The organism is Variovorax sp. P1_H2 (genome assembly GCF_056405295.1).
Window position 1 is genome coordinate 18070 of sequence record NZ_JBFUCJ010000092.1, and the last position, 12200, is coordinate 30269.

Sequence of the window (12200 nt, forward strand, 5' to 3'; positions counted from 1 at the left end):
AAGTTGATTCCATTTTGACATGAAATCGTTCCGACTTTTCGCTATCCATCGGGCGCCGCATTGACGATAGTACGAGCTTCACATGAAGACGAAAGCCATTGTCGAGCCCGACGACATCCGTTCGCTGTTCTCGCAGGCACTCGCGACGCCATGAACATGGAAACCCATCTTCCTTCCGATGCGCAAGCACCCGACCATGGCCTCATCGGCAGGCTGGTTGGCCACCTGGGCGTGCAGGGACTCTTGACGGAGGCCGCTGACAAGGCGCCATTTGAAGCCTCTGCTCGGCACGGGCGGGGCATCGCGCGTGCCGTGGTGCGGCCGGCCACCGCCGAGGAACTGGCATGGGCGATTCGGGAACTCGTTGGCGCCGATGCTTCGTTCGTTGTCCAGGGCGCTGCCACGGGCCTCGTCGGCGCGGCCACGCCGACGGATCGCGGCACGCAGTGGGTGCTGTCCACCCAGCGCCTGCGCGACCGGCTGGAGATCGACCCCGTCAATCGAAGTGCGATCGTCGCTGCCGGATACCGACTGTCGGATGTCAATCGCGCCGCCGCCGAGCATGGCCTGAGCTTCCCGGTCGATCTGGGCGCGGACCCGTCCATCGGGGGCATGGTGGCCACCAACACGGGGGGCACCAGACTGATCCGCTATGGCGGTGTCCGCGAGAACGTGCTGGCCGTGGCTGGGGTTCTCGCGCATCCGCCGGGCGCGCGTGTCGGATCGACGCGCGGATTGCGCAAGAACAATACCGGTCTCGACTGGACCCAGCTGATGACGGGCACGTTCGGCGCCTTCGGCGTGGTGACCCATGCCACGCTGAAGCTTCATCCTGTCCAGCGCCAAAGTGCCACGGCGCTCGTTGCGGTCGAGTCCGCGGCAGTGGCCATGGCGCTTCTTCGTTCCCTCGAGGACTCCCTGGGCGAGTTCGTGAGCGCGTTCGAAGGCCTGTCCGGCAACGCGTTGGCCGCAGCCGTCAAGCATCTTCCGAGCGTGTCGGCCCCGTTCTCGGTCGCGCCGCCGTATGCCGTCCTGCTGGAGGTGTCGAGCGCGGTATCGAAGGCCGCCGGGCTCGACCTGGAGTCGATACTGATGGGTTGGCTCGAGGCTCAGCTCGAGCGCGCCGGGATCCTGGACGCCGTGGTGGACAAGCCGGAACGTCTTTGGCGGATCCGCCATGCCCTCAGTGAATCGGTGCAGGCTCTCGGGAAGATGGTCGCCTTCGACGTGTCCGTCAGCCGCTCGCGGTTTGCCGCGTTTCGTACGCGGGCCCTGGCGCTCATCGCCGCCGAAGTTGCGTCAGCCCTGGTGTGCGACTTCGGTCACCTGGGTGACGGCGGGGTGCATCTCAACATCGTCGTGCCTCCCGGGACCGGCGCCGATGCCATCGCCCGGCTCCGATCGAAGCTCTACCGGGCCGTGGTCGAGGAGTTCGATGGAAGCTTCAGCGCCGAGCACGGAATCGGCCCCTACAACCAGGCTTTCTACCAGCGCTTCACGGACCCGCCGACGCGCGCGCTGGCTGGCGCCCTTCATGCGCAGCTCGACCCTCGAGGCCGGCTCGGAAACGTCCGGCTCGACTGAATCAGACTCACGCATGAACGCCTGCCTCGGCCGCGCCACAATCACCTATTTATGCTGCAAGGCCGCCCATGGACTTACGACTGGATGAGCTTGATCGCCATCTTCTGAGCTTGCTGCAGGCCAACGCCCGCGAGCCGGCGGCCAACTTGGCGCGCAAGCTGAAGATCGCCAGGACCACGGTGGTCGCGCGAATCGCGCGACTGGAACGCGAGGGCATCGTCTCAGGCTATGGGGTTCGCCTCGGGCAGCGGCTCGAGCAAGCCGGAGTGCGCGCATTTTGCGGGCTCAGCGTCAACGCCAAGGGTGCGCCGGTGGTCATCAAGGCGCTCGAGCGTCTGCCGGAGGTGGAGGAGGTCTGGGCTGTGAGCGGCCAATTCGACTACATGGTGCTTCTCAAGTGCGACACGCCTGAACAGTTGGACAAGCTACTCGATCAACTGGGCCAGATCGACGGCATCAACCAGACACACACCTCGATCGTGCTCAGCCGAAAGATCGATCGTCGCAGCACGGTCTCGAACAGCGGATAGCCATCCCAAAGAAAAATGACGCCAAGCTCTGAGCGCTTCCTGGGTGTGCTGATGCTCGATACGCGCTTCCCTCGGCCCCCCGGTGACATCGGAAATCCGGAGACCTTTCGCCGCCACGGCATTCCGGTCCGTTTCCGGGTCGTCGAGGGCGCCTCGCCCCGACGCATCGTCAAGGAGGCGGACCCCGCGCTGCTGCGGCCGTTTGTCGACGCCGCCTTGCAGCTGGTCGAGGAGGGCGCCGCGATGATCACGACCAGCTGCGGCTTCCTGGCCGCCTACCAGCACACGCTCGCCGACGCAGTGCCCGTGCCGGTCGTCTCGTCGAGCCTGTTGCAATGCCGGGAATTCGCGCGGCCCGGAATCGTCACCTTCGACTCGGCTTCGTTGGCCGCAAGCATCCTGGAGTCGGTCGGCGTTCCGGAGGCGACGCCTGTGCAAGGCGTACAGCCAGGTTGCGAGTTCTACCGGCGCATCCTCGACAACGAAGAGCAGCTCGACCTGGCCGAAGCCAGCAGGAACGTGGTCGACGCCGCGCGCCGCCTGGTGAACCTGTTTCCCTCGGTCGAAGACATCGTGCTCGAGTGCACCAACATGCCGCCCTACCGAGAGGCCGTTGCGCGAGCGACGGGGCGCCACGTGCATGACATCGAGACTTTGTTGCTCGCTCAGTGGACGATCTGCACCGCATCGTCCTAGGCGGCGATCCTCTCGAGGTGGATGAGGACCCTCGCCGAGTGGACTCGCACCCACTCGGCGGGTTGCGCCGTCGCCTACTTGTAGTAGTAGGTCTGGATGTTGCGGCGGTACGGGTCCGGCGACTCGACCCACATGGCGTGCGCCGCGACCGTCGGATTGGCCGCGAACGGCAGGCTGGTGCTGATCCGGCCCGCGGCGGTCGGCGACACGGCTTTCTCCAGGCGGTCGACGACGGCCTGCGAGCTGTCCCTGCGCCACATCTGCACGTAGGACTGCGTGAGCGGGTTGAGATTGCTGGCGCCGAACGAGATCGTTCCGCCCACCGACGAGTCGAAGGCATTGAACGCGTCGATCGTCGCCGGGTCGATCACCGGGAAGACAGAGCCCGCCGCGGCTTCGGCCAGCGTCAGGGGCCGCCGTTCCATCCTGACCCGGTAGATGCCGTCCGTGGTGCCGGTGGGGAAAAGGACCTGCGCGTCGTTGATGTCATACGCCGTCAGCGTGTATTGCGCGTTGTCCGGAATCGCGGCGATCTGCGCGTCGGTGAGCACCGATGGCGGTGCGCCCACGCAGTTCGACGCCACGATGTATTTCTCCATGTTGGCACCGGCGATCATCCAGCGTCCGCCCAGTGCCGGCTCCTCGTAGCGTAGACCCACCGTGGGCAGGCCGGGCCCCTTCACGAGGATGTAGGCGATGGCGCCGTTGTCGTTCGTCTTGTCGGGGTCCTCGATGTTGAACTCGAGGCCGGTGTTGACGCAGGTGCCCGAGCCCGGCAGGCCGTGGTGCAGCGAGGTGCTGTTGAACCAGTCGAGATTGAGCACGCGCTGGTCGCCATGGAGCCGCCAGATGCCGTCCGTGCCCTTGCGCACCTTCCAGTTGTCGAGCCGGCCCATCTCCACGCCCTGCGCCGTCTTGACCGAGAACGACAGGTGCGCGGTGATCTTCGCGGGATCGCTGTAGTCGATCTGGCGGATCTCGATGTCGGTGAACGATGCACCCACGAGATCCGAGTTCTGCGTCAGCTCGGCGAGTGACGTCGCGAGGTTCATGTCGTTCCAGCGGAAGCCGCTCGTCATGAGGGGCGAGAGGTCCGCCGGCAAGGGAAGGCCGGCCGCGAACTTGGCCGTGAAGTCCTTCAGCACCTGCTTGACGAGTTCCTGGTCGGTCGCGCCCGTCGCGACGTTGGCGCCGCTCAAGGTCGCAGGCGTTGGCTCCGCCGCGGCCTGGGTCGCCAGGTCGTCGACGACGGCGATGGCGTTCACGACGTTGGAGATCGTGGCCGTGTTCGCGGCGGCGTCGTAGCTCACGCGGATGACGTCGAGCGCCTTGTCGATCGGGTCGGCCAGCGGCGTGAAGGTGCTGTGAAGCAGGTCGATGGCGGTGTCGACGCCCAGCGCGGCCAGGATCGGCAGCAGCTTTTCTTTCAGCTTGGCGACTTCCGCGTCGACCAGCGCCTTGCTCGCGAGGCCGGCATTGCCGCTCTGGTCGAACTTGTCGAAGTAGTTCTGGGCGAGCTGGCCCGCGATGTTGGAAACGATCAGGTCGGTCAGCTGGGTGATGTTGATCCGGCCGTTGAGATCCGCCTCGGTGGCAATCGAATGGACGGTCGCCGTCGTGCCGTTCACCGAGCCTTCGGCCCGGAACACGAAAGGCGCCGTCATGCCGCTGACGTCGACGGAATAGCTGCCGTTGGTGCCGATCGCGGCGCTGCGGGTGGCACCCTTCGAATCCTTGACGGTCACGTTGCCGACCAGTGGCGCGCCCACGGCCGCGACGCCGGAAATCAGGGTGGTGCCGGACTGCGAAACGCCGCCGCTGCTGCTCGTGCCGCTGTCCGTGCCGCTGCTGGCGCCGGCGGTCGTTCCACCGCCGGTACCCGCACTCAGGGCGCCGAGGCCGCCATTGCTGCCGCCTCCCCCGCATGCGGCCAAAGAGGCCGTCAACGCCAGGACGGCGCCATTCATTCCCCAACGTCTTGCTGATTTCATCGATTCCTGCTCCAGTTGCCAAAATGCTTGTTCGTCGCGGCGGTCGCGCAGCGCGCATCCGACGCCACGGAAGGCTATCGGTGTCCCGATACGCGCACATCCCTTGTTCATGGGGTGGGACCCCCTGCGTGACGGGCCGGCGATCGTGCGAACATCGGGGGTCGATGCCGCCACAGTCCCAATCCGACATGCCGTCCCACGCGCCCATCAGCGTTGCCTTGGTCGAAGACGACCCCACCATGCGCGAATCCTTCGAGCGCGTGATCGGCGCCGAGCCCAGCCTGCGCTTCGCCTTCGGTGCTTCGACGGCGGGGCAGCTGCTGGCGTGGTTCGCCGGCCATCCCGTCGACGTCCTGCTCGTCGATCTGGGCCTGCCCGACTGCTCGGGGCTGGAAGTCATCCGCCGCTGCCGCGACATGCAGCCCGCCTGCGCGATGATGGTCCTGACCATCTTCGGTGACGAGGTCAACATGCTCAGCGCCTTCGAGGCCGGCGCGAGCGGCTATCTGCTGAAGGACGGCACCGAGGCCGACCTGGCCACGCACATACTGAGTCTTCATGCCGGCGGCTCGCCGATGTCGCCGACCATCGCGCGGCAGTTGCTCGTGCGCTGGCAGGGCCGCCCGGCCGCGCAGCCGATGACGGCCGTGGCGGAAAACGAGGCGCTGTCGCCGCGCGAAACAGAGGTTCTGGGCCTGATTGCCCGGGGTTTCACGTACACGGAGGCGGCGCAGCGCATGGGCATTCTGCTGTCCACCGTCCAAAGCCACGTGCGCAACATCTACAGCAAGCTGGACGTGCACAACAAGGCCGAGGCGGTGTTCGAGGCGCGTCAGCTGGGCCTCTTGCGCTAGCACGGGTCAAGAGGCCCTGCGACCACTGCGCATGATCTCCGAACCGTCGAGCCCGATCGTGCGCGTGTGGCGACGGGTCGCGCCCTGGCTGGCCGCCGCGGCGGTCTGCCTCGGGCCGGGCGCTGCGCTGGCCGCGGCGGCCGACGCGATCATGACCTTCGAAACCGCGCAGGCCGTGCTCGAGCCCGACGGCGCTCCGCGGCGCGAAGGGCCGGTCGACCTCGGTCGTCGCTGGGACAGCGTCTTTCCGGGCCGCGGGGGCCGTGCGGCCTACCGGATCGTGCTGCCGCCCCGGAGCGGGCCGGAGCCGATGGCGTTGTTGTTCTCGCGCGTAGGCAATCAGGTCGATGTGTTCATCAACGGAAATACCGTCCGGCATTGGGGCAAGCTGGGCGACCCTTCCTTCGACGCGGCCAAGAGCCCCTTGATGATGGCGGTGCCGGCGGCCTTGCTGCATGCCGATCGGCCGAACGAACTGCGCATCGAGGTCACCATCCAGCCGCAGCGGCTCGGCGGCCTGTCGGTGTTGCGCTACGGGCCTCATTCGGCGGTGGAGGCGGTGTACGACGCCCATCGCCGCTGGCGCGATCTCGCGATGCTCGTCTTCGCTGCCGGCCTGCTCGGCATGGGTGCGTTGACGGGCGTGCTCTGGCTGCGCCAGCGCGAGCCGATGTACGGCTGGTTCAGTCTGGGCGCCTTTCTCGGCGTGACGCGAATCGTCGACCGGGAATGGCCCGACGTGCCCGTGCCCTGGCCCTTGCTGGGTGCCGTGGTGGCGATCTGCTTCATGTCGCACATGGCGCTGATGTGCCGCGTCGCGCTGATGGCGCTCGGACCCGTGCCGCGCCGCCTCGACCGATCGATCGATGCGGCGATCGGGCTCAGCGCCATGCTCACCGTTCTATCGTTCTCGCTGCGGCAGCCGCTGCTCCTGACGCTGGCATTGGTGTCGATCGTCCCGATGTCCCTGGCTTCGCTGTGGTCGATCACGCGCCGCGCCTGGACCGACGGCGCTGCCAAGGCGTGGGCGCTGGCCGCCGCCCTTGGCGCATCGATCGCCACCGGCCTGTACGACCTCATCGCCATCCGGCTCGCGAACGCCTCCGGATTGCGCACCACCTATCTTCAACATGCCATGTTCGCATTCGTCGTCATCATGGGTTGGCTGATCGCCGAGCGCTACAGCCGCACCGTGGCGAACTTCCACGCCCTGAACGCCGACCTCTCCCGCCGCGTCGACGAGCGCGAGCATCAGCTCAAGGAAGCGTTCGACGTGTTGCGGGAGCAGCAGCACCATCAGTCGGTGTCGAACGAGCGGCAGCGCATCATGCGGGAGATCCACGACGGCGTCGGATCGCAGCTCGTGGCGCTGCTCAACATGGTCACCCGGCCCGGCGCGGACTCGGCGTCGCTGCGCGAGCACGTCCAGATCGCGCTCGACGAATTGCGGATGGCGGTCGACTCCCTGCAGCCCGCCAACGACGACCTCGCCACCATGCTGGCGACGCTGCGCTATCGCCTGCAGCCGCGGCTGCAGGCCGCGGGCATCGAGGTGGCCTGGGAGGTCGCCGAGTTGCCGGAGCTGCGGGAACTGTCGCCCCATGTCGTCATGCATGTGCAGCGCATCCTGCTCGAGGCGTTCACCAACGTTCTGAAGCATGCGCGCGCGTCTCGCATCGCCGTCAGGGCCCGTTTGCGTGACGACGCGCCCGCCGTCACGCTTCAGATTGCCGACAACGGCATCGGACTCCCCGGCAACGCCTCGGCCGCCACCGGGTCCGGCCGGCGGCGCGGAGGGCGCGGGATCGACAACATGCGGTCGCGGGYGGCTGCCATCGGTGCAGGTCTTCGTGTCGAGCAGCCTTCGGGCGGCGGGGTGTGCATCACGCTGAACCTCAAGGTCGAGCGTGGCGATTCGGCCTTCGCGAGCCTGTCCAGGCCGCTGGAGCTCACGTAGGCGCTCCTGCGCCGTCGCTCGAGGGTCGAAGGAAGACGTACTTTTGCAGGTGAACCTTGCGGTGTTCTCGAGGACGCGCTGGCGCACGACGTCTAATTCTGGACGGCCTGCCTGAATACGTCGATTCCGAGGCGATCCACCACGTCGATGAAGCGCTCCGCCTCGCTGTCGCGGTGTGCCAGGTACGTGTCGACGAGCCGTTTGATCGCCTCCGGGCTCAGGTCTCGCACGATGCATCTGCAGATATCGAGGTCGATGTCGCCGATGTCGAACAGATGGTCCAGGTCTTCCAGGCGCTGCTGGATCGCATCGGCGAGCGTGCAGGGGTCGCCCCCCGGGCGCGGCATGACGTCCGCGGGCAAGCCCGCGGCCGGTGTCGCCAGCCCCAGGACGTCGAGCTCGCGCCACAGCGGCAGGAGATGGTCGCGCCGCACGTCGGGCAGGATCAGCTCCTGCTCGTGGGAGACACGCAGTTCGCCGAAGCCGTGGCGATCGGCGAGATCGGCCACCGCATCCATCTGGTCGGCACCGATGTCGCCCGGCGGCACGCCGGCCCTCTTGAGCGACAGGCTGACCGCGGCGTAACCCGGCACGCGATGGCCGTGCACGTTGTCCCGCAGCCAGCGCGCGAAGCCGGCGTGGCTCGAAGCGAGGGACGCGCTCCCGTCATCGGCGTCGGCGGCGCGCGGGTCGTAGGGCGGCCACGTGAAGCGCGCGGCGATCGCTTCGACGTGCGCCTCCTCGAGGGTGTCGGGACCATTCCCGGTGCGACGCCATGCCTGGTCGACCTGGTCCGCGAAGACCACCGGCGTGAGGTCCCTGACGAGGGCCCTGATGCGCGCCCTGTACTTGCTGTCCTGGCGGCGGTGAAGCTCGTACACCCGCAGCGTGGCATCGAGATAGGTCAGCAGGTGCGGCCACGGCACGAACGGGTGGATCAGCATGCCGACGAGCGGCGTGCGCCCGATGCCGCCGCCGACCCGCACGCTGAATCCCGTCTGTCCTTCGCGTTCGAGCGCCTGCAGGCCGATGTCGCAGGGGTCGGCAGCGGCCCGATCGGCGCGCGCGCCGCTGACCGCGATCCTGAACTGTCGCGGCAGGAAGTCGAACTCGGGATGCCGCAGGGACCATTGCCGGATCAGCTCGCACCACACCCGGGGATCGACCACCTCGTCGGGCCCGATGCCCGCGAATGGATCCGTGGCCGTGTGGGGCCTGCCGTTGCCGGTGGCCTGGACCGCATGCATCCGGACCGTCGAGAGTTCCGCGAGGATGGCCGGTACATCCTCCAGCCGCGGCCACTGGAACTCGATGCGCTGTCGCGTGCTGAAGTGGCCGTAGCCGCGGTCCCAGCGTCGCGCCACATGCGCCAGCATGCGAAGCTGCGCGGTGTCGAGCATCCCGTGGGGGATCGCCACCCGGAGCATCGGTGCGTGGCGCTGGATGTGGAGGCCGTTCTGCAGCCGCAGTGTCCGAAATTCTTCCGCGCTCAACTGTCCGGCGAGGAAGCGACGCGTCTGCTCGGCGAACTGCGTGACCCGTTCCTCGGCGAGCCGCCGGTCGGCTTCGTCAGGCACGTACACGGCGGCGGCTCCTGCTAGCGCTGGCCATCGTCGACCGCGATCCGATCGGCACGCAGCCCGCCCACGCGCGCGTGCACCCTGCCGCCGGTCGACATCGCCAGGGCAAAGAGGATCTCGTCCGGGCGCGGCGCATCCTGCATGCCCACTTCCACCGAGGAGAAATGGCTGCGCACATAGGCCGCGCGAATGTGATGCAGCGGAACCATGAGCCGGTAGCCCGCGTTCGCCACCGCCTTGACCGAGGGCACGATCGCCTTCGAGTGGCCGAGCGCTTCGCGCATCGCCCAGCCGCCGGCCTCGTGCCAGACCGCGCCGTGCTCGGTCTCGCCGTTCACGCCGACGATGGCGGCTTTGCCGTAGGCTTCGACGCGCGCCTTGCCGAGCGTGCTCACGAGTTCTTCGGCGAGGCTGGTGCCGAGCGGCTTCAGCGCCTCCATGAAGGCCAGCAGATCGGGCTCGAAGCGGCCCGCGTACGGGTTGCGGACCACCGCGCAGGCGGTGGCCACCAGCACCGGGCGGCTGACGGGCGTTCCGCCTTCATGAAAGATCATCTCCATGCTGAGGTTGCGTTTGCGGATGTCGATCGATGGCATGGGTTGGAACCTGGAAGTGCACGCGCCACGTGCGTCGCGAACGGCGTGCAGCCAAGCTTAGGCGCGCGGAGTCCCGCCGAACAGCATCAGTGGCCGGGGCAGAGAGCGGATCAGCTTGGCTATGGGGTTGCGAGGCCAGTCAGGTCATGCAGGAACGCAGCGAAAATTTCAGTGCTCTCGTGGGCGCGTCGCACTGCAGGTGCGAATAGGGTCGCCAAGAAAACTGCCCCGTTTGGCTTCGCACTACCGAATGTCGGCGGCTGACGCGCCATCCGCCTCATACGAGCAGAGGCATTGGCCCTGATCGACAACAAGGAGGATTCATACTTTCCTTCGTTCTCTTGGGTGATCATCTGGGCCGGCTCCAGATCGCGCTCGCCAATCTGGGCCGTTCTGCATCATTGCTCGAGGGTTGCCATGAATTCAAGAAGGAATGGGTAGAGCATGGCGGTTCGGAGTCAGTGGATGGTCGCCGCCAGCCGTGAGAGGCCCAAGAGACCCTGAAATGCAATTCGACAAAGTGCCAACCAGTAGACACGGCAAGATGCGTCGACAAGTTATTTCATCGCACAACGAACAGAGATCGGTCGTGCAGAGCATGTCTCGCGGCTGAAACTGCGGTAGGAACACAGTGAAGACTTCAGTAGCTCCCTAGCGTAGCCGTTCTAAGCAAGATGCATTGGCGCAGGCAAGATTTCAGTTTCCTACGAACACCCACCTGGGCTCCGTTAAACCGCTAAAGAGGGTCGGGTCGACGGGGGCGCGCCGTTTGAGACCGGTTCGATTTCCGGTTCAGACTGATTGCGGTCCTTCGGCGATGCGCGGGCAAATGCCGGCCATCGAGCCGAAGCAGAAGCTGGCTGGCTCGGCAGCCCACCGGGAAGCAGTCGTTCAACGCCGCGCTCACCGGCGGGCCGAGCAACGCGAGGCCCGTCCGAGTGCAGCGCGTTGTAGGCGACATGACCCACCTCCGAGTCAGCGCGCGCGCCGGTAGTGCATGGCGACCGCGCCGCTGCGGAGCGCCTTCGCCGAGATCAACTCGAGCCGTCGAGTGCTGGGCAGCCCGCTCTCGTACAGGGTCGGGCCGTGGCCGGCAATCCTGGGGTGGACGAGCAACTTGTACTCGTCGATCAGATCCAGCCGGTCCAGCTCGGTCGCGAGCTTGCCACTACCGAGGAGCACGCCGGCCGGGGTCGCGTCCTTGAGCTTCTGTACGCCCGTGCGCAGGTCGCCGGCGATGTGGTGGCTGTTGGTCCACGGGAAGTCCTTTCGCGTCGAGGACACCACGTACTTCGGCTTGGCCTCCAGCTTGACCGCCCACTCGCGCATCGCCGGCGGTGCCTCCGTGTCGCCGCGGGCGACCGCTGGCCAGTAGCTCTCCATCATCTCGTAGGTGACGCGGCCCCACAGCATCGCCCCGCCCTCGTCCATGAGGCGGGTGAAGAAGGCGTGCGTCTCGTCGTCGGCGATTCCTTCCTGGTGGTCGACGCAGCCGTCCAGGGTGACGTTGATACTGAAGGTCAAGTGACCCATGGTGTCCTCCGATCGAGATACGCGACGAGCCGCTCGCCGTCTGGCTCCAAGGGCACGAGCCCAATTCGAGAGGTGCTCACCCTTTGTCGCCTACCTACTAATTTATCCAGCACGTCGTGCCGCATAACTCCGCCGACTGTTGCTTAACCAAGTCGGCGAAATTCACGATAAGGCCTTGTGCGGCAAAGAAAATCCGCCCGGCAGGCCGGAACTCAGCGCCACTARATTGATGCAGAAAGCGGCGTCCATCGGGGCGACTCTGCCAGCAGCTCGAATCCGACGCAACGATAGATATTCCCGGACAGCTACGTCGCAACCGCCATGCTGGCTGCCGATACCCGGCCGCTCGCGGGTGACGGCTCCTGGCCGAGTGCCGAGATCCCGGAGTGGCCATCGAACGACGGCTGACGCTGCACACCTGCCGTACGAGATTGAACGCGACAGACTGGACCGGACGACGCTGGACGCAGCCTCGTGTGTCGTTCAGGCTGCGACAGTCACACCGTGGCGATCGAGAACGGCCAGCAGCTTTGGAATATCGAGTGAGCCCACCGGAATCTCGTGGTCGACGGCGGTGAACATTTGGGCGGCCAAGGCGTTCTGCCCGGTGATCTCAAGCATCCGGCCACCACCCTTGCCGTACTGAAAGCCGTGCACAGTTCCGCGCGGTACATGCACGAGCGTTCCAGGTTGACAGGTGTGGGCGCGGCCGTCGCACAGAAAGCTGATCTCGCCGTCGAGGACGTAGAAGGATTCGTCCCAGTCGTGGCTATGCGGAGGCGGACCGGTTCCCTCGTCCCCCTGTTGAAAAGTGATCCCATAGCTCTGTGTTGCCGCATTCGACGCAAGCACCGTGACTTGCGTGCCAAGCACGTTCAG

The 12200-nt window shown here is 66.5% G+C and carries 10 protein-coding genes; 5 read left to right on the forward strand and 5 right to left on the reverse strand.

Features of this window, described 5'->3' with window-relative positions:
* Nucleotides 1–150 precede the first annotated feature (150 nt).
* The 3 genes from AC1D2E_RS25730 (at nucleotide 151) to AC1D2E_RS25740 (ending at nucleotide 2810) form a co-directional block, all read left to right on the forward strand.
* Nucleotides 151–1584: an FAD-binding oxidoreductase gene (locus AC1D2E_RS25730; protein ID WP_478200026.1), complete on the forward strand. Its 1434-nt coding sequence runs from the start codon at nucleotides 151–153 to the stop codon at nucleotides 1582–1584.
* 68 nt (nucleotides 1585–1652) lie between these two features.
* Entirely contained in the window at nucleotides 1653–2114 is a 462-nt protein-coding gene (locus AC1D2E_RS25735) for an Lrp/AsnC family transcriptional regulator (RefSeq protein WP_478177311.1), read from the forward strand.
* A gap of 15 nt (nucleotides 2115–2129) precedes the next feature.
* A complete protein-coding gene (locus AC1D2E_RS25740) occupies nucleotides 2130–2810 on the forward strand; it encodes an aspartate/glutamate racemase family protein (RefSeq protein ID WP_478200027.1) in 681 nt (226 codons plus the stop codon).
* Nucleotides 2811–2884: 74 nt separating this feature from the next.
* Here AC1D2E_RS25740 and AC1D2E_RS25745 read toward each other — a convergent pair whose 3' ends face one another.
* On the reverse strand, nucleotides 2885–4777 hold the full coding sequence (locus AC1D2E_RS25745) for a hypothetical protein (RefSeq protein WP_478200028.1): 1893 nt from the start codon (nucleotides 4775–4777) through the stop codon (nucleotides 2885–2887).
* A gap of 212 nt (nucleotides 4778–4989) precedes the next feature.
* On the opposite strand from AC1D2E_RS25745, the gene AC1D2E_RS25750 reads away from it, so the two are divergent.
* Together AC1D2E_RS25750 and AC1D2E_RS25755 are read left to right on the forward strand one after the other, a co-directional pair.
* A complete protein-coding gene (locus tag AC1D2E_RS25750; protein ID WP_478200029.1) occupies nucleotides 4990–5655 on the forward strand; it encodes a response regulator in 666 nt (221 codons plus the stop codon).
* Between the two features lie 31 nt (nucleotides 5656–5686).
* Nucleotides 5687–7612: a sensor histidine kinase gene (locus tag AC1D2E_RS25755; RefSeq protein WP_478200030.1), complete on the forward strand. Its 1926-nt coding sequence runs from the start codon at nucleotides 5687–5689 to the stop codon at nucleotides 7610–7612.
* A 92-nt stretch (nucleotides 7613–7704) separates the two neighbouring features.
* Here AC1D2E_RS25755 and AC1D2E_RS25760 read toward each other — a convergent pair whose 3' ends face one another.
* The 4 genes from AC1D2E_RS25760 to AC1D2E_RS25775 form a co-directional block, all read right to left on the reverse strand.
* On the reverse strand, nucleotides 7705–9195 hold the full coding sequence (locus AC1D2E_RS25760) for a nitrite/sulfite reductase (protein WP_478200031.1): 1491 nt from the start codon (nucleotides 9193–9195) through the stop codon (nucleotides 7705–7707).
* Between the two features lie 14 nt (nucleotides 9196–9209).
* A complete protein-coding gene (locus tag AC1D2E_RS25765; protein WP_478200032.1) occupies nucleotides 9210–9788 on the reverse strand; it encodes an amino acid synthesis family protein in 579 nt (192 codons plus the stop codon).
* Between the two features lie 975 nt (nucleotides 9789–10763).
* Nucleotides 10764–11321: a dihydrofolate reductase family protein gene (locus AC1D2E_RS25770; protein ID WP_478200033.1), complete on the reverse strand. Its 558-nt coding sequence runs from the start codon at nucleotides 11319–11321 to the stop codon at nucleotides 10764–10766.
* Between the two features lie 483 nt (nucleotides 11322–11804).
* Nucleotides 11805–12200: cupin domain-containing protein (locus AC1D2E_RS25775; RefSeq protein ID WP_478200034.1), on the reverse strand; the 396-nt coding region annotated here is incomplete at its 5' end.

Bases quoted from the DNA above. Each gene is read 5' to 3' on its own strand.
- AC1D2E_RS25730 (WP_478200026.1), top strand. From the start codon at position 151: ATGAACATGGAAACCCATCTTCCTTCCGATGCGCAAGCACCCGACCAT.
- AC1D2E_RS25735 (WP_478177311.1), top strand. From the start codon at position 1,653: ATGGACTTACGACTGGATGAGCTTGATCGCCATCTTCTGAGCTTGCTG.
- AC1D2E_RS25740 (WP_478200027.1), top strand. From the start codon at position 2,130: ATGACGCCAAGCTCTGAGCGCTTCCTGGGTGTGCTGATGCTCGATACG.
- AC1D2E_RS25745 (WP_478200028.1), bottom strand. From the start codon at position 4,777: ATGAATGGCGCCGTCCTGGCGTTGACGGCCTCTTTGGCCGCATGCGGG.
- AC1D2E_RS25750 (WP_478200029.1), top strand. From the start codon at position 4,990: ATGCCGTCCCACGCGCCCATCAGCGTTGCCTTGGTCGAAGACGACCCC.
- AC1D2E_RS25765 (WP_478200032.1), bottom strand. From the start codon at position 9,788: ATGCCATCGATCGACATCCGCAAACGCAACCTCAGCATGGAGATGATC.
- AC1D2E_RS25770 (WP_478200033.1), bottom strand. From the start codon at position 11,321: ATGGGTCACTTGACCTTCAGTATCAACGTCACCCTGGACGGCTGCGTC.